The sequence below is a fragment of the Pseudomonas plecoglossicida NBRC 103162 = DSM 15088 genome (assembly GCF_000730665.1).
In the GTDB taxonomy this organism is placed as follows: Bacteria; Pseudomonadota; Gammaproteobacteria; order Pseudomonadales; family Pseudomonadaceae; genus Aquipseudomonas; species Aquipseudomonas plecoglossicida.
The window spans coordinates 1-19,064 of the sequence record NZ_BBIV01000046.1; the positions used below are offsets into that span (position 1 = coordinate 1).

The 19,064-nt window shown below is 63.8% G+C and carries 20 protein-coding genes and 7 pseudogenes; 15 read left to right on the forward strand and 12 right to left on the reverse strand.

The features are described from left to right. Positions 1–78: 78 nt before the first annotated feature. The 3 genes from PPL01S_RS20510 to PPL01S_RS20520 are packed head-to-tail and all read left to right on the forward strand — an operon-like array spanning position 79 to position 4,248. The gene (locus PPL01S_RS20510; protein WP_016391260.1) at positions 79–738 is read left to right on the forward strand and encodes an ABC transporter ATP-binding protein; all 660 of its coding nucleotides are present in this window, start codon (positions 79–81) and stop codon (positions 736–738) included. Then, positions 735–3,194: an ABC transporter permease gene (locus tag PPL01S_RS20515; protein WP_028626195.1), complete on the forward strand. Its 2,460-nt coding sequence runs from the start codon at positions 735–737 to the stop codon at positions 3,192–3,194. The genes PPL01S_RS20510 and PPL01S_RS20515 overlap by 4 nt, the downstream gene beginning before the upstream one ends. Next, complete coding sequence (locus PPL01S_RS20520) at positions 3,184–4,248, forward strand: lipocalin-like domain-containing protein (RefSeq protein WP_028626194.1); 1,065 nt, start codon at positions 3,184–3,186, stop codon at positions 4,246–4,248. Before PPL01S_RS20515 ends, PPL01S_RS20520 begins: the two co-directional genes overlap by 11 nt. Before the next feature lie 341 nt (positions 4,249–4,589). Here the strand turns inward: PPL01S_RS20520 and PPL01S_RS20525 are convergent, their stop codons facing one another. The 4 genes and pseudogenes from PPL01S_RS20525 to PPL01S_RS24375 all read right to left on the reverse strand — a co-directional run bounded on the left by PPL01S_RS20525 (position 4,590) and on the right by PPL01S_RS24375 (position 9,212). Then, positions 4,590–5,777, reverse strand: coding sequence for an MFS transporter (locus PPL01S_RS20525; RefSeq protein ID WP_016391263.1), 1,188 nt, complete (start codon positions 5,775–5,777; stop codon positions 4,590–4,592). A 208-nt stretch (positions 5,778–5,985) separates the two neighbouring features. Next, positions 5,986–7,359, reverse strand: a complete 1,374-nt coding sequence (locus PPL01S_RS20530) for an APC family permease (RefSeq protein ID WP_028626193.1) — start codon at positions 7,357–7,359, stop codon at positions 5,986–5,988. Between the two features lie 204 nt (positions 7,360–7,563). Continuing rightward, positions 7,564–8,852 (reverse strand): annotated as a pseudogene (locus tag PPL01S_RS20535) (purine-cytosine permease family protein). Between the two features lie 15 nt (positions 8,853–8,867). After that, positions 8,868–9,212: a cysteine hydrolase family protein gene (locus PPL01S_RS24375; RefSeq protein ID WP_016391266.1), complete on the reverse strand. Its 345-nt coding sequence runs from the start codon at positions 9,210–9,212 to the stop codon at positions 8,868–8,870. 373 nt (positions 9,213–9,585) lie between these two features. Here PPL01S_RS24375 and PPL01S_RS26080 point away from each other — a divergent pair, with 373 nt between their 5' ends. Next, positions 9,586–9,729 carry a hypothetical protein gene (locus PPL01S_RS26080; protein WP_415639465.1) on the forward strand — a complete coding sequence of 48 codons (144 nt, stop codon included), beginning with the start codon at positions 9,586–9,588 and terminating at the stop codon, positions 9,727–9,729. A gap of 54 nt (positions 9,730–9,783) precedes the next feature. Here the strand turns inward: PPL01S_RS26080 and PPL01S_RS20545 are convergent, their stop codons facing one another. Beyond that, positions 9,784–10,533, reverse strand: coding sequence for a PEP-CTERM/exosortase system-associated acyltransferase (locus PPL01S_RS20545; RefSeq protein ID WP_028626192.1), 750 nt, complete (start codon positions 10,531–10,533; stop codon positions 9,784–9,786). A 38-nt stretch (positions 10,534–10,571) separates the two neighbouring features. Next, positions 10,572–11,459: a ThiF family adenylyltransferase gene (locus tag PPL01S_RS20550; RefSeq protein ID WP_028626191.1), complete on the reverse strand. Its 888-nt coding sequence runs from the start codon at positions 11,457–11,459 to the stop codon at positions 10,572–10,574. 365 nt (positions 11,460–11,824) lie between these two features. Here PPL01S_RS20550 and PPL01S_RS26085 point away from each other — a divergent pair. Together PPL01S_RS26085 and xth are read left to right on the forward strand one after the other, a co-directional pair. Next, positions 11,825–12,057 (forward strand): annotated as a pseudogene (locus PPL01S_RS26085) (hypothetical protein); the annotation flags it as partial. Positions 12,058–12,224: 167 nt separating this feature from the next. Beyond that, positions 12,225–13,016 carry an exodeoxyribonuclease III gene (gene xth, locus PPL01S_RS20555; RefSeq protein WP_016391268.1) on the forward strand — a complete coding sequence of 264 codons (792 nt, stop codon included), beginning with the start codon at positions 12,225–12,227 and terminating at the stop codon, positions 13,014–13,016. A gap of 5 nt (positions 13,017–13,021) precedes the next feature. Here the strand turns inward: xth and PPL01S_RS20560 are convergent. Continuing rightward, positions 13,022–13,702: pseudogene (locus PPL01S_RS20560) on the reverse strand (xanthine dehydrogenase family protein molybdopterin-binding subunit); the annotation flags it as partial. Further along, positions 13,697–13,870: pseudogene (locus PPL01S_RS25785) on the reverse strand (FAD binding domain-containing protein); the annotation flags it as partial. The pseudogenes PPL01S_RS20560 and PPL01S_RS25785, both read right to left, overlap by 6 nt. Here PPL01S_RS25785 and PPL01S_RS25790 point away from each other — a divergent pair. The 6 genes and pseudogenes from PPL01S_RS25790 (at position 13,845) to PPL01S_RS20580 (ending at position 16,052) form a co-directional block, all read left to right on the forward strand. After that, the gene (locus PPL01S_RS25790; RefSeq protein WP_255212398.1) at positions 13,845–13,970 is read left to right on the forward strand and encodes a hypothetical protein; all 126 of its coding nucleotides are present in this window, start codon (positions 13,845–13,847) and stop codon (positions 13,968–13,970) included. The pseudogene PPL01S_RS25785 and the gene PPL01S_RS25790 overlap by 26 nt on opposite strands. Continuing rightward, positions 13,942–14,286: pseudogene (locus PPL01S_RS20565) on the forward strand (thiamine pyrophosphate-requiring protein); the annotation flags it as partial. The gene PPL01S_RS25790 and the pseudogene PPL01S_RS20565, both read left to right, overlap by 29 nt. A gap of 271 nt (positions 14,287–14,557) precedes the next feature. Then, positions 14,558–15,047, forward strand: a pseudogene (locus tag PPL01S_RS20570) (cupin domain-containing protein). A gap of 28 nt (positions 15,048–15,075) precedes the next feature. Next, positions 15,076–15,471, forward strand: a pseudogene (locus PPL01S_RS20575) (cytochrome ubiquinol oxidase subunit I); the annotation flags it as partial. A 222-nt stretch (positions 15,472–15,693) separates the two neighbouring features. Then, positions 15,694–15,861: a DUF6021 family protein gene (locus PPL01S_RS25445; RefSeq protein ID WP_016391272.1), complete on the forward strand. Its 168-nt coding sequence runs from the start codon at positions 15,694–15,696 to the stop codon at positions 15,859–15,861. 11 nt (positions 15,862–15,872) lie between these two features. Next, positions 15,873–16,052, forward strand: a complete 180-nt coding sequence (locus tag PPL01S_RS20580) for a hypothetical protein (RefSeq protein ID WP_016391273.1) — start codon at positions 15,873–15,875, stop codon at positions 16,050–16,052. Positions 16,053–16,231: 179 nt separating this feature from the next. On the opposite strand, the gene PPL01S_RS20585 is transcribed toward PPL01S_RS20580, so the two are convergent. Further along, the gene (locus PPL01S_RS20585; RefSeq protein ID WP_028626188.1) at positions 16,232–16,615 is read right to left on the reverse strand and encodes an NUDIX domain-containing protein; all 384 of its coding nucleotides are present in this window, start codon (positions 16,613–16,615) and stop codon (positions 16,232–16,234) included. Positions 16,616–16,777: 162 nt separating this feature from the next. On the opposite strand from PPL01S_RS20585, the gene PPL01S_RS20590 reads away from it, so the two are divergent. Beyond that, positions 16,778–17,080, forward strand: a complete 303-nt coding sequence (locus PPL01S_RS20590; RefSeq protein WP_016391275.1) for a hypothetical protein — start codon at positions 16,778–16,780, stop codon at positions 17,078–17,080. A 57-nt stretch (positions 17,081–17,137) separates the two neighbouring features. On the opposite strand, the gene PPL01S_RS20595 is transcribed toward PPL01S_RS20590, so the two are convergent. From PPL01S_RS20595 to PPL01S_RS25240, 3 genes are all read right to left on the reverse strand, one after another. Beyond that, positions 17,138–17,548, reverse strand: coding sequence for a hypothetical protein (locus PPL01S_RS20595; protein WP_028626187.1), 411 nt, complete (start codon positions 17,546–17,548; stop codon positions 17,138–17,140). 172 nt (positions 17,549–17,720) lie between these two features. Beyond that, entirely contained in the window at positions 17,721–17,954 is a 234-nt protein-coding gene (locus PPL01S_RS20600) for a hypothetical protein (protein ID WP_016391277.1), read from the reverse strand. A gap of 44 nt (positions 17,955–17,998) precedes the next feature. Beyond that, positions 17,999–18,142 carry a hypothetical protein gene (locus PPL01S_RS25240; protein WP_156042685.1) on the reverse strand — a complete coding sequence of 48 codons (144 nt, stop codon included), beginning with the start codon at positions 18,140–18,142 and terminating at the stop codon, positions 17,999–18,001. 292 nt (positions 18,143–18,434) lie between these two features. Here PPL01S_RS25240 and PPL01S_RS25795 point away from each other — a divergent pair, with 292 nt between their 5' ends. Together PPL01S_RS25795 and PPL01S_RS25800 are read left to right on the forward strand one after the other, a co-directional pair. Continuing rightward, positions 18,435–18,743 (forward strand): hypothetical protein, encoded by a 309-nt coding sequence (locus tag PPL01S_RS25795; RefSeq protein WP_248694090.1) that lies wholly within the window; start codon positions 18,435–18,437, stop codon positions 18,741–18,743. A gap of 62 nt (positions 18,744–18,805) precedes the next feature. Then, positions 18,806–19,048, forward strand: coding sequence for a hypothetical protein (locus PPL01S_RS25800; protein WP_255212396.1), 243 nt, complete (start codon positions 18,806–18,808; stop codon positions 19,046–19,048). The last annotated feature ends 16 nt before the right edge of the window (positions 19,049–19,064 follow it).

Genomic DNA, 19,064 nt, shown 5'->3' on the forward strand with positions numbered 1-19,064 from the left:
GCTCGCGATGCGCCGCGCGGGCGGCGCTCGATCTCAACCGCCCCGCAAAACCAAGGCGAACACCCAAAAGGCCCACAAATGCTGGTCGTCGAAAACCTCCACAAGTCGTTCACCACCGCCCAGGGCACCCTGCACGTGCTGCGCGGCATCGACCTGTCCCTCCCTCGCGGCAGCAGCCTGGCGCTGATGGGCGAGTCCGGCAGCGGCAAGAGCACCTTGCTGCATCTGCTGGCCGGCCTCGACCGCGCCGACAGCGGCCGCATCCTCATCGACGGCCACCCCCTGGACCACCACGACGAATCCGCCCTGGCCCGCTGGCGCCGCGAGGGCATCGGCCTGGTGTTCCAGCAGTACAACCTCATCAGCAGTCTGGACGTGGCCGCCAACCTGGCCTTCCAGGCACGCCTGGCAAACCGCCACGACCCCGCCTGGATCGCACACCTGGCCGCAAGGCTGGGGCTGACGCCGTTGCTTCAGCGCTACCCGGAGCAGTTGTCCGGCGGCCAGCAGCAACGCCTGGCAATCGGTCGCGCCTTGGCCAGCCGGCCCGCGCTGCTGCTGGCCGACGAACCCACCGGCAGCCTCGATGAACACAACGGCGACGAGGTACTGGCCCTGCTCCTGCAACTGGTGGACGAAGCCGTCAGCAGCTTGCTGATGGTTACCCACAGCCAACGCCTCGCCGCACGCCTTGCCCAGCGCTGCGTATTGCACCAGGGCCAGGTGCAAGCCGCATGAACACCCTTGTGCTGGCCTTGCAGGCACTCTGCAGCCATTGGTGGCGGCACCGTCTGCAGGGCATCAGCATCTTCACTGGCATCTGCCTTGCCACTGCCTTGTGGGCGGGCGTGCAGGCACTCAACAGCCAGGCACGCAGCGACTACGCCCAGGCCAGCGCGGTACTGGCCGGGCCGGCCTACCCGCAGTTGGTGGCGCGCAGCGGGCAACGGTTCGACCAGGCGCTGTATGTGCAATTGCGCAGGCAAGGCTGGCAAGTCACGCCGGTGCTGGAGGGGCGTTTGCAGCTGGCAGGCGAGCCTGCGCAGACAGTGAGGATGGTGGGCATCGAGCCGCTCAGCCTGTTGCCGGGCATGGCCGTGGCAGGCGCCGACCCGCAAGGGTTCGACCTGCAGGCATTCGTCGTTGCCCCCGGGCAGACCTGGATCGGGCCGGACACGTTGCGCCAACTGGGCCGCAAGGTCGGGGAGCAGGTCCGCACGGTGGAGGGCCAGTTGCTGCCACCCTTGACCCTGAGCGCTCACCTCGCACCGGGTGTGGTGGTGGTCGATATCGGCCAGGCCCAGGCCTTGCTCAAGGCCCCGGGGCAGTTGTCGCGGTTGATCAGCGGCAACGACCAGCCCTTGCCGGTGGCGCTTGCTGCCACGCTCAAGGTGCAGCCGGCCGGCGACGACACCGACCTGCAGCGCCTGACCGAAAGCTTCCACCTCAACCTCACCGCCCTGGGCCTGCTGGCCTTCGTGGTCGGCCTGTTTATCGCCCACGCGGCCATTGGCCTGGCGCTGGAGCAACGGCGCGGCCTGATGCGTACCTTGCGCGCCTGTGGCGTCAGCCTGTGCACGCTGCTCGCGGCCCTGGCCCTGGAGCTGGGCCTGTTCGCGCTGCTGGGTGGCCTGGTGGGCATGCTTGCCGGCTACCTGCTCGCGGCAGCCTTGCTGCCGGACTTCGCCTCCAGTCTGCGGGGCCTGTACGGCGCCGAGGTGGCGGGGCAGCTGCATCTGCCCTGGCAATGGTGGCTGACAGGCCTGGCGGTCAGCCTGCTGGGGGCGTTGCTCGCCGGGTTCGACAGCCTGCTGCGCGCGGCGCGCCTGCCGCTGCTGGGGCTGGCCCAGCCACAAGCCTGGCGCCTGGCCCAGGTGCCCTGGTTGCGGCGCCAGGCGCTGGCGGCCGCGACCTTGATCCTGGTGGCTCTGGCCTGCGGTTACCTGGGCAATGGCCTGCCCAGCGCGTTCGGCCTGCTCGCCGCGTTGCTGTTGGCCGCGGCGTTGTTGCTGCCTGGGCTGCTGGCCTTGCTGCTGGGCGGGCTGGCGCGATATGCACGACCACCGCTGGCGCAGTGGTTCGTCGCCGACAGCCGGCAACAGTTGCCGGCCCTGAGCCTTGCCTTGATGGCGCTGCTGCTGGCGTTGGCCGCCAGTGTCGGGGTCGGCGGGATGACCGAAGGCTTTCGCCGCACCTTCATCGGCTGGCTGGATCAGCGTCTGGCGGCCGACCTGTACGTCTCGCCTCGCGACAGCGTCCAGGCACAACAGCTCTACGACCACTTGCTGCACGCGCCTGCCGTCAGCGCCGTGCTGCCGAGCTGGCGGGTGGAGTGGCGCCTGCAGCACTGGCCGGTGCAGGTGCAAGGGGTGGTGGATCATCCGTTCTACCGCAGCCACTGGCCATTGCTGGCACAAACGGCGGATGCATGGGCGCAGCTGGCGGCTGGCCAGGGCGTCATGCTCAGTGAACAGCTGGCCCGGCGCCTGGGCCAGGCACTGGGCGACAGCGTGTCACTGCCTGGCGAATCGCCGCAGGCGATGACGGTGGTCGGCATCCATGCCGACTACGGCAACCCCAAAGGCCATATGCTGGTCAACGCCGACTGGCTGCGCGCCCATGCACCGGCTGCCAGCCTGACCGGCCTCAGCGCGCTGGTGCAGCCAGGCCAGGTGGACGCGCTGAAGCAGCAGTTGCAGCAGCGCTTCGACCTGAATGACGACCAGCTGGTCGAGCAGTCGCGCCTGAAACAATGGTCGACGGCGGTGTTCAACCGCACCTTCGCCGTGACCGCGGCCCTGAACAGCCTGACCCTCGGTGTGGCCGGCGTGGCCTTGTTCATCAGCCAGCTGACCCTCGGCCAGCGCCGGCTCGGCCAACTGGCGCCGCTGTGGGCGCTGGGTGTACCGCGCCGCCGGCTGGGCTGGCTGTGCTTGGGGCAGGCGCTGATGCTCTGCGGCTTCACCGTGCTCCTGGCGATCCCTCTGGGCCTGCTGCTGGCCTGGTGCCTGGTGGCGGTGGTGAACGTCCAGGCGTTTGGCTGGCGCTTGCCCTGGCAGGTGTTTCCGGCGCAGTTGCTGCAACTGGCGGCGCTGGGTGTGCTGACCAGCCTGCTGGCCAGCGCCTGGCCGCTGTGCAAGCTGGCGCGCAGTCAGCCGGGCGTATTGCTGCGGCGGTTCGCCGATGAAGGCTGAAGCCTGGCTGCTGCTGGCCGGCCTGTTGCTGGCCGGCTGCGATGCGCCTGCGCCGCCGGCCAAGGGCTTCGCCGGCCTTGGCAACGAGGCGGGGGCGTTCAGGCAGGTCACGCCCGGCATGGCGCTGGCGTTCCCTCGCGATCACGGCGCCCATGACGGCTATCGCATCGAGTGGTGGTACATCACCGCCAACTTGCAAGATGCCCGGGGCCGCGCCTGGGGCGCTCAGTGGACGCTGTTCCGCTCGGCGCTGCGCCCAGGCCCGGAGACCCACGACTGGAACAGCCCGAACCTGTGGATGGGCCATGCCGCGCTGACCGGGCCGGGTGGCCACCAGGTGAGCGAAACCCTGGCACGCGGTGGCGTGGGGCAGGCGGGGGTGGTCGCCGCACCGTTCCAGGCCTGGATCGATGACTGGTCGCTGCAAGGCGATGGCGATATCCAGCGCTTGCGCATGCGTGCCGGTGGCCAGGGTTTTCGCTACGACCTGCAGCTGACCACCGACAAAGCGCCAGTGCTGCATGGCCTGCAGGGTTACAGCGAAAAGTCCGGCAAGGGCCAGGCGTCGTACTACTACAGCCAGCCGTTCTACCAGGTGACCGGCGAGGTCGAGCGCGCCGGGCAATGCATCGCCGTGAAGGGCCAGGCCTGGCTGGACCGGGAGTGGAGCAGCCAGCCCCTGGCGGCCGGGCAGCGGGGCTGGGACTGGTTCTCGCTGCACCTTGAAGGCGGCGCCAAGCTGATGCTGTTCCAGGTCCGCGAGGAGCAGGGCGCGCCTTACCGGGCGGGCACCTGGGTCGACGCCCAGGGGCGGACGCGGGCGTTGCAGGGCGAGGAAATCGTGCTGACCCCGCTGGCGTGGTCGCGGCAGGACAATGGCAAGACGCTGCCAACCCGCTGGCGGGTGCAGGTGCCAGCGGTGCAGGTGGATGTGCAGGTCGAGGCACTGGAACCGAAGGCGTGGATGAGCACGCGCTTCGCCTATTGGGAAGGGCCGGTGCGGGTGACCGGCAATGGCACTGGAAGGGGCTATCTGGAAATGACCGGATATTGAGGGGAGGGCTTGGTGCGCAGGGTTTGAGGTTCGCGGTGCGGCGCAGATCGAGCGCCGCCCGCGCGGCGCATCGCGAGCTGCGCTCGCTCCTACGTTTGTTGCAACGTGCCGCGGTCTGTCAGACCATGGTTGTCCGCCTTTGACACCCACCAAAAAATCGGGGTGGGGCCGGCGCCAACGCAAAAATCCCGTGATGCAACCAAGGCAGGCAACCATGGCCTATCAGACATAGGTACGTTGCAACAAACGTAGGAGCGAGCGCAGCTCGCGATGTGCCGCGCGGGTGGCGTTCGATCTCACCCCCCCATAAAAACCAAGCCATGCGCCCCCGACGCCCTACCTCAATCTCCGCCCTGCATCCGCCGCGCCACCAGGTAGATCCCCAACCCCACCAACGCCGCAGCCGCACCGATGTACCCCGTACTGGTCCATCCCAGCCCGGCACTGATGGCCATCCCACCCAACCAGGGCCCCAGCGCATTGGCCAGGTTGAACGCGGCATGGTTGGACGCCGCCGCGAGGCTCGGTGCCTCGTGGGCGATGTCCATCAAGCGGATCTGCAACGGCGCGGCCAGGGCGATCATGGTGCCCACCAGGCCGATGCCCAGCAGCAGGCTCCACAGCGCCTGGGCGGCGAAGGTGAAGAACAGCAGCACCGCCATCGACCACACCAGCACCAGGCCCACCGCACGGAACTGCAGGCGGTCGAACAGCTTGCCCCCGGCAATGTTGCCGATGATGCCGCCAAGCCCGAACGCTGCCAGGCCAAAGGGGATCCACTGCGGCGCCACCTGGGTCACCTGCAGCATGGTCGGCGCCAGGTAGCTGAACACGCAGAACATGCCGGCAAAGCCGATCGCGGCGATGCCCAGCGCCATCCACACCTGCGACAGGCGGAAGGCCTGCAGCTCCTTGCGTGGGTCGCTGCGTGCCTCATCCCGGGGTTGCGGTACATAGCGCCCGACCAGCGCAAGGGTGCACAAGGCGATCGCACCGACCAGCACGAAGGCCGAACGCCAGCCGAAGAACTGGCCGAGGAAGGTTGCGATCGGGTTGCCCAGCAGCATCGCCAGGGTCAGGCCCATCATCACCCGCGCTACCGCGCCTGCCCGCTGGTTGCTCGGCACCATGCTCGACGCCACCACCGCCGCGATGCCGAAGTACGCACCATGGGGCAGGCCGCTGATGAAGCGAAAGGCGACAAGGCCGGCGAAGGACGGGGCGAAAGCGGTGGCAAGGTTGCCGATGGCGTACAGTGCCATCAGCAGCAACAGCAGGTGTTTGCGCAGTAGCCTGGCGCCGAGTATCGCCAGCGCCGGCGCGCCTACCACCACGCCCAGGGCGTAGGCACTGATGGCATGCCCCACTTGCGGTTCGCTCAATTGCAGGTTGCTGGCGATATCGGGCATCAGCCCCATGATCGCGAACTCGCCGGTGCCAATGGCAAAGCTGCCCAAGGCCATGGCCGCTTCCATCTTGCCCACTGCGCCTTTGCTGATGGCGAGCGGGGGTAATTCCTGAACAGACATCGGGATCCTTACTGAAACTGGCTGAAACGTTCAACGCGCGATGATAGACGACATCCTCGCGCGCTGTAACATTTTGCATCAGTTGTCCGGTGTCTTGGGGCGCAAGCCTTGGGCCTTGGGGGGCGGCGCTCGATTTCATGACCACCACAATCATCAAGGCGGGCGGCGCTCGATCTTGACTGCACCACAATTATCCGGCTGGTCCCATTCACTCCGCCATTTGCAACTCAGGCAGCCTCACCCTAAACGCCTTGGTCAGCCCCAGCAGGCAAAGGAACCCGCCCGCCATCCAGCACAAGCCGATGGTGAACGACATGCTCGACAGGCTGGTCCACAACCACAGTGTGCTCAGGAACCCCAGGCCGGGGATCGCCCCGTACAGCAGATAGTTGCGCACCCCGCGACGCTTCTCGTTGCCCAGGTAATGTTTCACCACCGCCAGGTTGACCACGGAAAACGCGAACAGCGCGCCAAAGCTGATCATGTTGGCGACGGTGTCCAGGGTGATGAGCAAGGCAATCAGCGACAAGGTGCTGACCAGCATGATTGCCGTGGCCGGCACGCGCTTGTTCGTCACCAGGCGGCCGAACACCCGCGGCAAGGCCCCATCGCGCCCCATGGCGAACAGCACCCGCGACACGCTGGCCTGGGACACCATCGCCGAGGCAAAACAGCCGGCCACGTAGGTGGCGGTGAAGGCGGTCACCATCAGCTCGCCGCCGACCCGCCGCATCACGTCCACCGAGGCCGAATCCGGGTCGGCGAAGGTCGACCAGTCGGGGAACACCATCTGCGCGAAGTACGACACCAGCATGAACAGCAGGCCACCGATCACCGACACCGCCATGATCGCCTGGGGAATACGCCGGGTCGGGTTGCTGGTTTCCTCGGCCATGGTCGACACCGCGTCGAAGCCCACGAACGACAGGGACAGCATGGCGGCACCGGTCATGATCAACGGCACGCTGAAGCCTTCGTGATGGAACGGCGCCAGCAACGACACCGGCGCCGCCTGGTCGGTCAGGTTGCGCACCGACAACGCCACGAACACGACGATGAACACCAACTGGGCGACCACCAGGATCCAGTTGACCCGGGTGATCGACTCGATACCGATCAGGTTGAGGAAGGTCACCAGCGCGATCGACCCCAGCACCCACACCCAGGCGTGCACCTCGGGGAAGTATTCGGACATGTAGATGCCGATCAGCAGGTAGCTGAGCAGTGGCAGGAAGATGTAGTCGAGCAGCAAGGTCCAGCCGGCGATGAAGCCCAGGTGGCTGCCGAAGGCCTTGCGGGTGTAGGTGTACACGGAGCCGGAGTAGGGGTGGGCCTGGACCATGCGGCCATAGCTGTAGGCGGTCAGCAGCATGGCGGCGAGGGTCAGCAGGTAGGCGGTGGGCAGGTGGCCCTTGGTCATCTGGGTGGCCAGCCCGTAGGTGGTGAACACGGCCAGGGGCACCATGTACGCAAGACCGAACAGCACCAGCGCGGTCATGCCCATGGATTTTCTGAAGCGGCCGGAAGCCGGGGATTGCGACGCAGGGTGATGGGCAGGGTCTGTATTTGTTGTTGTAAGCATTGCTAACTCCTGGAGTGGAATGCAGGACGCCGCAGTAGGCGAGGGGGCTCGCTACTGGTCTTGGGAGTTGAGTCAGGGACAGGTCAGGGTGGGGCTGGTCGAATGCTCCCACACTCCGGGAACCCTCGAAATCACCCTTTGGGGGGAGTCAGCAGAGGCGCAACGGCAAAGGCATGGAGCGGTTTTACCCGCTCCCGCCGAACATCACTCGAAGCGCGAAGCACCCGGCTTGGCGGCGTCGGCCGGCGCCGTGTGCGTGCGCCGGCGCATCAAGGCGTAATAGGCCAGCGCCGGGAACACCAGGCCCACCGCCCACGCCAGGTCGATGCCGTGCAGGCTGCTGGCCACCGGCCCGACGTACATCGACGTGCTCATGAAGGGGATCTCCAGCACGATCGTCGCCAGGAACACCCCCACGGCAACGCCGTTGACCCGCCCGTAGATACCGCTTGGGTCGAAGATGTCGGCGATCCGGTATTGGCCTTTGCGCAAGGCGTAGTAGTCCACCAGGTTGATCGCTGTCCAGGGGATCAGGAAGTAGCTCATGAAGAAGATGAAGTTGAGGAAGAACTGCAGGAAGTCATCCTGCGCCAGGGTGCACAGGCCGGTGGCCGCCGCGCAGATGACCAGCATGAAGCCGGCCCGCACCCGGGGCGTGACCTTGAGCGCCGCATAAGGCTCGATGACCGTCACCGTGGACATGAACGCGCCATACAGGTTGAACACATTGATGGCGATCTGGCCGTAGAGCACGAAGGCGAACGTCAGCAGCGTGCTGCCACCGAGAAAGCCCACCAGGTTCAGGCCGACATTGTCCGAGAAGCCCGGCAGGCCCTTGGCCAGCAGCGCCCCGAGCACCATCATCCAGCTGCCGCCGATCACCGTGCCCAGGTAGCTGTACCAGAACACCTGGCGGGTGGATGTGCGGGTCGGCAGGTAGCGCGAGTAGTCGGCCACGTAAGGTGCATAGGACAGCTGCCAGGTCACCGCGATGCCGAGCACGACGATGGACGCCAGCGACGGCACCTTCTGGAAGCGGTGGATCAACGCATAGCCGAACAACGCCACCAGGAAGCACGCCAGCCCCAGCAGCACGATGTTGGTGCCGTTGCCGAACGGGCTGGCGCTGGCGACCGCCTGGGCGGCCAGCAGGGTATTGCTGACGAAAAGCCCAGGTAGATGAGCATCACGAACAGCAGCGGCACGATGGCGCCGAACACGCCGAACTGCGCACGGCTCTGGATCATCTGCGGGATGCCCAGGCGCGGGCCTTGCGCCGAATGCGAGGCCATGAAGATCGCGCCGATCATCGAGCCCAGCAATATCGACAGCACGCTCCAGAACAGGTTGAGCCCCAGGCTCACGGGCAGTACGCCGGCCGCGACGGTGGTGATGTTGGCATTGGCCCCGAACCAGACGAAGAACAGTGAGCGCGGCAGGCCGTGACGTTCGTGCTCGGGGATGTAGTCGATGCTTCTGTTTTCAACTTTCATGCGGGCGCTCTCCGATCAGCGTTCGGCGACGAGGCGGTGTTCGAGGCGCGCGATGGCCTCGACGAACGCGTCGGGCTGAAAGGCGAGGTGGTCGGGCGTGGCGCTCGTCAGCGAGGTCGAAGGCTGGTCGTGCAAGCGCTTGAGCAACTGCTCGGTGCTGATGATGTCGAGCCCGTAGACCCAGTTGGCAAGAATCAACAGCGCACTGTAGTGGGCGGCCAGGGTGGTCGCCGTGCAGGCATCGGCCACCAGGGTGAGCCGGAAGTCGTGCTGGTAGGCGTCGAACAGGCTGGTCATGACGCAGACGTCGGTCAGCACCCCCATGACGATCAGGTGCTTGATGCCGCGGCGGTGCAGCATCTTTGTCGATCACCACGTCGCCAGCCTGCGGGGCCAGCGCATCGACAATCTCGACAGCACGGGTGCCGGCGCAGTAGGTGGCGGGCTGGCCATGGGCGTCTACGGGCTCGCCGTGCAGCAGGTCGCGGCCGCCTGCATCGCCGGCAAGCCGGCTCCTACAGGGGAATGTGATACACATGGCATGCGGTATACCATAAGACGCCAATACGCAACGTAACGTGCGTAACACCCGAGACGATGTACTATCCCGCCAGCGAACCCACCGACTCGACTTCAAGGAGACCGCAATGATCAAGACCGGCGATCGACTGCCCGACGTAACCCTCTATCAATACAGCGACGGCCAAGGCGGTTGCCCGCTGGGCCCGCAGGCGTGGACGACATCCTCTGCGTCGCGGTGAACGATGCCTTCGTCATGCACGCCTGGGGCAAGACCTTTGCCGTAGGTCCAAGCGCTGAGAACGATGATGAGGTGCAGGAACCAATTCACGGTGATTTCAGTGACGTCCTGAATTGATTCCTGTACTTCTGGTTCAGTGTGAGAAACCCACTTTATCTTTACGCACCGTTGTCAATCTTCGTTCGAAATAAGCCCCCAAATGTCGGGGCGTTCGCAATGGACTCGCTCAAACCATTCATCCAGTTTTTTATGACAGATCTGACGGGTGCCATGGAACTCAATTGGTGGTCCGATCTTGTCATAGAAAATACCGAGTTTCTCAAGGCGTTCAATTAATCGAGGCTCCATTTCGGCATACCACTGCTGGATATTATTCTGGCGCGCCAATGCCACCAGCACCCTGACCAGCGCGATCAACAGGGCATCTGAAGTGGGATACGAAGAGGCCAATTGCTTGCTCGCCGCCTCTTCCTCGTAATCAAGGATAGTTTTGCGACAACGTTTAGGGATGCAGAATCGGGATATCTCTGCTGTATTCCATAGGGGGGCCAGTTCTGGCAGGCTGATTTTATTGTTTGTACAAAGTACTTGCACGGGGAAGCTGCACCCTGATGATGAAGGGTCATACAGGATTAACCTTACGGTGCCGAAGAATAGCCCCGTCCCTTTATGTAAAAGCAATCCGTGCACCGAATGAACGTCATAGATGTCTTTTTCAATCTTGTCCGGATTGAAGCGGTTTTCGTGAGTGAGCCAGTCATGGTCCTCACAATAGACCATGTAGCGCAGTGCGAAACATTCATGCTTTAGAGCGGCGGTGTCTGCGATGACGGTTTCAAATCGGTTGAATATTTCAGAGGTGCCAGTCCGTTGGGTGTAGCTGCTCTGTGCGTCAGCGGCAGATGACTTCGGGCTTTCCATAATGAACTCCAGGGAGCATCTATCGTAAAAAGCATGTTTCATTTGCTGTTTGAGTGGGATGCCAGTTGAGAGAAGTGACGCTCCGCCAAGGCAATCTTGATGCGTTGGATAATGCCTTTGTTGCCACGGCGGAGCCGTCTACGCACCCATTGGCAATTGTAAGCATCGAAGTGCTCGTACCAGGGCGCTGCATAAATGGTGCCCCTGCCAAGAAGCAGCTTGGTTACCTGTGCCGCCGCAACGCCTGCACAGAGCTCGCAGGACAAGCCTGTGGAGGGAACGCGTTCGTTGACAATGTCGAAGCATTGCTTGTCCATCAGGTAGGATCGGTGCAGTCCGGCTGGCGCCAACCCCAACAGGAATCGGACCATCTGGGATGTCTTCGTATGGCCCTCCATCTGAAAATATTCTTCAAAGCTCATGCCGTCAGGTTTAAACACTAAAAAGGCGGTTCCCATGCCGGCAGGCGCTGCTGTGATGGCCGGAATTTTCAACTGATGGCATTTTTCAAAAATTTTCCGACGCATGTCGACAACAAAAAAATCCAGGCCATCAATATAGATATCAACGTCTTTGAGGAAGTCGTCTATCGAGTGGGGCTGTACGCCATGTTCGAAAATATTTAGATGTATGTCAGGGTTGATATCGCGCGCCATGGCGGCGAGTGTCTCGGTCTTTGCCTTGCCTAATGACGATAGCTTGGCCCCGGCTTGCCGATTGAAGTTTGGCAGCTCAAAATGATCGAAGTCGGCAATATTGAAGGCGCCGATGCCCAGTCGCGTAAGGGTCATGAGATGTGAACCACCCACTCCTCCCATGCCAGCAATAGCGATACGTGAGTTTCGAAAAATTGTTTGCTCTTCTTTGGTGACCCACCCAAGATTTCGCGCAAAAGCTGCATCATAAGAAAAGGCGGAGGTGCTCATCGTATTTCTCCTGGCGTGGATGGCGCATTCCACTGCAATTCGGTGTTTGCATTTCAGCATGGGTCACAATGCTTGCGTTTGAAACTGGCAAAATTACTAGGCGCTGTACGAGAGATAGTTTGCAAACAGCATCTAGGCGTGCGGAGACGTGGTGCTTCAGGCAGTTCATTGGTTGTGCGCTCTGGCGCTGTGTGGAAGCCCACGCCTGAGTCTCGTTTTTCCGCGTCCATACAGAACCGTCGCTACCCGTGAAACGCGCACGCCTAGTCCGCTTTAACGATGAGTGTGTGCCGGCCAGCGCCGATCATGGGATGCAAGCCGGCAAGGGCCCGGCTACGACGTTGGCGGTCTCTCCTTGACCTTTCGCGCTGGGCAGTTCGCTGGTGTGTTCGCTGCGCCGTTCCTTGATGGACCGTAATGTGCCGGTGTAGCTGAACAGCGATTTTCACGATCTTCTGGTCGAGCAGGGGCGCTGCTGGACGGGGCCTGGTGGGCGCCGACCCTTGCCGTGCCCGGCGAGGAAAAGCCCCACGGTACCTTCGCCGAGCCGGCGTGGCGCAGGGCGGGGAGGTTGGTCATCGGCCTGATCTTGCATCGCCGGCAAGCCGGCTCCCAAAGGTACCCCGCAGGCCTTGAAATCAGCGCAGTTCCCTGTAGGAGCCGGCTTGCCGGCGATGAGGCCAGTACATGCAGCATTACAATTGAACGTTACCCCAGAGAAGGGCTCACACCTCCAAAGGCCACGACCTGTGAGCGAACGCCTCCATGAAAGCGCTGAAGATCGCCACCTTCAACCTCAACGGTATCCGCAGCCGCGTGCCGGCGCTGCTGGCCTGGCTGGACCGCGAGCAACCCGATATCGCCTGCCTCCAGGAACTCAAGGCACCCGACACGCAGTTCCCCCGCGAGGAACTGGAAGCGGCGGGCTATGGTTGCATCTATCAGGGCCAGCCGTCGTGGAACGGCGTGGCGATCCTGGCCCGTGGCAGCGAACCCCTGGAGATCCGCCGTGGCCTGCCTGGCATGGAAGACGACAGCCAGAGCCGCTACCTGGAAGCCGCGGCCCACGGCGTGGTGGTGGCCTGCCTGTACCTGCCCAACGGCAACCCGCAGCCCGGGCCGAAGTTCGACTACAAGCTGCGCTGGTTCGAATGCCTGATCGACCACGCGCGTAGTCTTCATGGCAATGGCCACCCGACGGTGCTGGCGGGGGATTTCAATGTGGTACCCACCGACCTGGACATCTACGATCCCCGTTCGTGGCAGAAGGATGCACTGCTGCAACCTGAATCACGCGACTGCTACCAGCGGCTGTTGGCGCAGGGCTGGACCGATGCCATTCGCCACCTGCACCCGGACGAGCGGGTCTACACCTTCTGGGACTACTTCCGTAACCACTGGGCGCGCAATGCCGGTTTGCGCATCGACCACCTGCTGCTGAACCCGGAGCTTGCGCCCTACCTGAAGCGGGCGGGCGTCGATGCCTGGGTGCGCAACGAGCCCAAGGCCAGCGACCACGCGCCGGTGTGGATCGAGCTGAGCACGCGGCGCTCCTGAAGCAGTCACAGCACCTTGTCGAGGGTGATGGGAAAATCCCTGACGCGCATTCCGGTCGCGTGGTAGATCGCATTTGCGACGGCGGCCGTCACGCCGACCACGCCGATTTCACCCACGCCCTTGGAGCCCAGTTCGTTGACGATATCGTCGTGCTCTTCGACGAAGATCACGTCGATAGCCACGACATCGGCATTCACCGGAATGTGATACTCGGCCAGGTTGTGGTTGAGGATCCGCCCGAGCTGATGATCGGTCTGGGTCTCTTCGTACAGGGCCATGCCCAGGCCCCAGACGACACCGCCGAGTATCTGGCTGCGTGCGGTCTTGGGGTTGACCACGCTGCCTGCCGCCACCGCACTGACCACCCGCGTGACCTTGATCGCGCCGAGGTCTTCATCGACCTCGACTTCCACGAACACGGCCGAGTGGGTGGCGGTGGCGAACGGCTTGCGCTTGGCGCCGGGCTCGGCGTCGATCTGCGCCTGCAGGCATTTATCCGGGGTGGCCGAGAGGATATCCGACACGGCGATACGGTGCTCCCTGGCTTGCAGGTAGCCACCTTGGAAGGTGATTTCCTCGGCGGGTATCGAGGCGATGGCGGGGTGCGAGCGGCGTGCGCTTTGCAGCAGCTTGCCGCGCAGGATCAGGCAAGCCTGGCGCACCGCCGAGCCCACCGAGGAGGCGGTCACCAGCTCGTCGATGGCCAACTGATTGTCGCGCTCGGGCGTGTCCTGGGGCAGGCGGTGGAAGTCAGCGAAGGGAATCCGCCGTTTCCCGATCCGCCCCTGCACATGGACAACAGCCGCCAGCGCCGCCAGCGCCACGCACATGTCCGACGGGTGTGTGGCGACACAGGAGTTCCTGCCCAAGGAAGGCCAGGCCCGCGGCGTGCAGATCGACCTGCAGCCGGACATGCTCAGCCTGCACCTGGGAACAACGGGTAATGGAAGGTGACCCTAAGTTCGAAGCCTCGCAGTCGATCCCCGATGTGCCCTACCACCTGTTCGCGATCTCCATCGGCCTGCAGGGCATTTTCGTCGACCGCGAAGAAGACATCGCCCACGCCTGGGAACGCGCGCTGGCGGCCGATCGGCCGGTCCTGATCGAATTCAAGACCGACCCCGACGTACTGCCCCTGCCGCCGCACATCAAGCTCGAACAGGCGAGGAAATTCGCCGGCACCCTGCTCAAAGGCGACCCCGACCAGGCCGGGGTGATCGTGCAGACGGCCAAGCAGGTGCTTAGCTCCGTATTGCCCAAGAAGAGCTGATCGGCAATGGGGAAGCCGGAGCCGATCATGGCTACCCGATGGAGGTCAACCTGGTCGGCGATGCCGCCGAAAACCTGCGCGCGCTGCTGCCCTTGCTCGAACACAAGACCCGGCGCAGCTGGCGCGACAAGGTCGAAGGGTGGCGCGATAGGGGTCTGGACTTGGCACCTTCGAGGAAAGTTTCAACGGGCTGTGCGTCGATCGGCCGACTGGAACCTTGCGATCCAGCCGGGGTTCACAAGGGAATCCACTGCATGATCAGGACGCCCCCATGTTCGCTACCGAGATGACCAAGCTGCCAGTGCAGACCCTGCACTTTGCCGATGACGGCGCGACGCCGAACAGCCGCTTTCCGGTCTTGCTCTACCGGCTCCAGCCAGACCCCGGCGGCGACAGTGCCGAGGCCTTCGAGGCGGGCGGGGATCTTCGACTATCACCATTACCATCCCAACGCCCACGAGGTGCTGGGTGTCGCCCGTGGGCAGGCGCGGGTCACCCTGGGTGGTGCGGCAGGGCAGACGCTGACGGTGAAAGTGGGCGATGTGCTGGTGCTGCCCGCCGGCACGGGCCATCGCTGCGTCGAGGCCAGCAGCGACTTCCTGGTGGTGGGTGCCTATCCGCGAGGGCAGGAAGACTACGACATCCAGAGGCCCGAAAGGGCGGCGCACAAGCGCGCACTGGCGCGCATCTCGGCAACGACCGGCCCGGAACAGGACCCGGTGAGCGGCGTGCATGGGGCCTTGATGAGCGAATGGCAATGAAGCCTTGCCGCGGCGGCGGCAGGTCGGCTTGAACGCATACGCCGATGCCGCCACGGCGCTTTTGGCCGCACGGTTCCAGTTCGCCTTCACCATCAGCTTTCATATCGTGCTGGCCGCTTTCAGCATCGGCTTGGCGCAATGGCTGATGGCGCTCGAAGCGCTATGGCTGTGGCGACGCGATCACCGGGCCATGGCGATCTACCGCTACTGGCTCAAGGTGTTTGCACTGACGGTGGCGGTGGGCACGGCGTCTGGTCTGGTCATGGAGTATCAGTTCGGCCTGAACTGGTCACGGCTGTCGATCAGCGCGGGCGAAGTGATCGGGCCACTGATGTTCTACGAGGTGCTGGTAGCGTTCTTCCTGGAGGCCGGTTTTCTTGGCGTCATGTTGTTCGGGCTGAACAAGGTCGGGCCGAGGCTACACACGTGTTTGCAGGCAAGGTCCGCGCCCGCCGGTGACTCAAGTCGCCCGCGGCTCTCCCTTGAGCCAAGCGGCGGGTTCAAAGCGGTTGATGGTCGGCGTCGGAAGGGGCCTTAACGCCGGTGGTGGCGATGGCGACGCTGTCAATGGTTGCCGTGTGGGCGGATGGATCAAACTTCCAGGACCTGGTGCGTTCTCCAGAGAACATTCCCTGGAGAGCACCTCATGAACAACCAGCCAGACCAACGCCCGCAGCAGGGCCCGCATTCTGCCGATCAGGCAAGCACCGATCAGGACTTGGGTTTCGATCCGGACTCCCCGGACCTGGAAGACCCGCAAGTGGATCCCCAAGGGCCGGCAAAACCGCCCAGGGACGATGAAAAGAAAGATTGAGGAAGCCGGCCATGCGTAATGTCCTTCTGATCTGCCTGGTATCGAGCCTGGCCTTGTCGGCCGGTTGCTTCGATCGCGACAACAACCACCCCGGCAAGGACAGCGACCCGAGCAAACCGTCGCTGCAGATGCAGCAGCCGGACACGCCGCCCACTCGACCGCCTACCGAGCCGAAGCCGCAAAACCCCTGAACGGCCACCCGGGCCAGCGGCTCAGCAGGGCGTTTCGGACGCAGGCTGTGCCCGCCACCATCCTCGCGGTGCCCAGTAACGCTGGCCAGCAGCATGTGCGTCAGGCGGTAAGGTTCGAATGGGGCGCGCCGCGAGTGTTGAAACGGATCGCGCGTCGGTGCGACCAGCGGTTGCAGGGATCACCCTGGCGGGTCGAGCAGGCCTGCCCGTTGCAGCAAGGCGATGTTGGTCGGCTTGACCGCCACCTGATCCAGTTCATGAGCCCCGAACCAGCGGCATTCGACGATTTCGTCCGAGGCATGCGGTTCCAGCGCTGCAGGTACGGCCATCTGGTACAGGTAGTGTTCTTCAGTGTCGAAGACGTAGTGCTTGAGGAACTGCGCGTCGACCAGGGGGAGGGTGGTTTCTTCCTTCAGTTCCCGCCGCGCGGCTTCAGGGTGGTGTTCCCCAGGGTCGATCTTGCCACCGGGCAAGGACCAGATCGGTGCCTGCTTGCGGACCATCAGGATCTTGCCGCTCCGCAGGCAGATCACCGTGGCATGGCGTTCTCTTGGCTCGTTCATGATCGTTCTCCCATATGCACTGATGGCCTGCACGGCGAGGCGAAGTTCACTCGTGCGGGCGAACGGTGCCCTCCTGTTTTTGCCATCCGCTCGATTGCATAGCTGCAACGCTGGTCTATGGTGGGATGACCAGCACTAATACTAAAGTCGTAGGAGGGCGGCATGCGCATACGGGGTGATGTCTTCTGGGCTTGGGCAGATCCAACGCTTCACCATCGGACTCATGATGAGTCGCTGGACAACGGCATGATCCTGGACGTGCAGGTGCGACTGTCGCGCACGGGCCATACCCAGATGTTCATCGGCGTTTATGCGGGCGGTGGCATGGCGCTTCATGAAGAAGCCTTCGATTCGCGGCCTGGGGAATCGCTGACGCGGGCGTTGGCCTGGGGTGTCGGCCGAGCCCGGTGGCTGGCCAATGGGGTCGGCGGGAGCGGAGTCGTCAGCGGCGCGGCGCGGGCTTGAGCGCTGCGGCTTTGTCGCGCATCGCCAGGGCGATCCTTCGCCCTGGACTGCGCCGCATCAACGGTTGTCGTCGGTCATCCCGCTGTCTTCGTCCTGGATGGCTTGCGATGCATCGTCCCTGTCGCGTTGCTCCGTGTCGGATTTCGGGCCCGAACCATGGCCCCCTTTGGCACCCTGCTGGGCGCCGCCACCGGAACGCTGCGGGTTGTCTTGCCAGTCGTTGCCAGCACCTTGGCCTCCCTGCTGGGTAGAAGTCTTATCCTGCATGTCGGACTGACCTCCCTGGTTCTGTCCACCTTTCTGGCCTGCGTCCCAGTTGCGCTGTGGATCGTTGGAGACGTTCCCACCCGACGACTGGCCTCCCTGCTGGCCGGTTTGCGATGCTTTTTCCCGATCATTGGGGACATTGCCCGGGTTGGTTTGAGGGGCGCCGCCTTGCTGCCCGGTCTTGCCTTGGTCATTAGCCATGATCTTGCACCTCGTGTGTTCACACAGGGAAGGCTGTGTTTACTTCCGATACCCGGCCAGGTAAGAGTGCTCCAACGACTTTTGCCCTGGCAGACGAAGGGCGCGAATGATCTTGCTGCTCAATGTGTTGTGTCGTAAAAGCCTTGGCGACGGACCGGGGAGCGTTGCTTAGTCAACTGCCTGAACCACCGCCGCTTGAACCTGCTCCACTGCCAGAGCCGGTGCCCAGGCCATCTGCGGGTGTACCGGAGCCGGTCGCGCCACCTTGGCCAGTCATGTGCCCGTTGTCGTGAGGCTGGGTGCCCGGGGCGCGTTGACCGTTCAGGTCGGTGGCCGCCAGCACCAGCGGAGCGCCCACGCCCAGGCACAAGGCGAGCAGCAACGAATGCGTCTTCATCGATTTCATGGTGGATCTCCTGTCATGTTCGCCAGGTCTCGGCTGGACCCTGTTCAACCGTCGAACTGTTCCTCCGGCGGCACCTGGCCTTCCGGCCAGTCTGGCGCCTCCTGTTCAGGCTCGGGTTTGGGTATCGGTTCGCCAGGGTTGTGGGGGATCTCATCGACATAGGGGTCTGGATGATTGGGGTCGATCATGGCTTGCGTCCTCTGAAGGTGATTACCTGGGGTTAGGTCCTGCCGCGTCATCGGCTGTTCAATCGAATGTCGCCAGCGGTGCAGCGCTGGAGGCGTATTGACGGTGCCGCTTTTAACTGCCCGATGTTCATTGGCGTCGGCAGGAATGAACTCCCGCGAAAAGTCCTGCGTCCCTCGAATGAGGGCCGCATGTTCCCGGCATTCGTCTACCCATCAGCTTCGAGGGCGTCATCCATGGACAAGACCGATCAAAGTTCAACCGCCCCACCCGGCGAGGCCCAGGACCACCTGCATGCCATCAGCGACGAAGAACAACCCGGTGCCGACCACCCTGACGGTGCTGGGCCTGGCCTGGCTGGGGCTCAACCAGAATCGCCCGTTCAACCCGGGCCCCGCGTCCTACGGCCCGGGTCTGGGCGAGAAGCTGGGAGAGGCGGTAGATACCGGGAAGGGCGCCTTCGCTCAAGCAGGTGACGCGGTCCACGATGCCAGCCAGAAAGTGCGCATGAAAGCCCATGACATGCGCGCCCTGGCCAGTGAACTCGGCCAGGGCGCTCGGGATTCCATGGACCACTCTACCGACGCGCTGCGCACCGTGTAGGTGACCAGGCCACCTCGCTCAAGGGCCAGTTCAATCACCTGCTCGAAGAGCAACCGCTGGTATTGGCGGCGCTGGGCATTGCCTTGGGCGCCGCATTGGGGGCGGCGCTGCCGAGCACCCGCAAGGAAGACCAACTGATGGGCGCCACCAGCGATCGCCTGACCGATGCGCTCAAGGCCAAGGGCGAGGAGGTGAAGGACTCGCTGCAGCAATCGCTGGACCGCACGGAAGTTGAGCAAGCGACGCAGGCTCGGAGTAAAGAGGATGACGCCGACCTGTCGTCGGGGCTTGGCTTCACGCCTTGAGTCGACGCGGTACCCG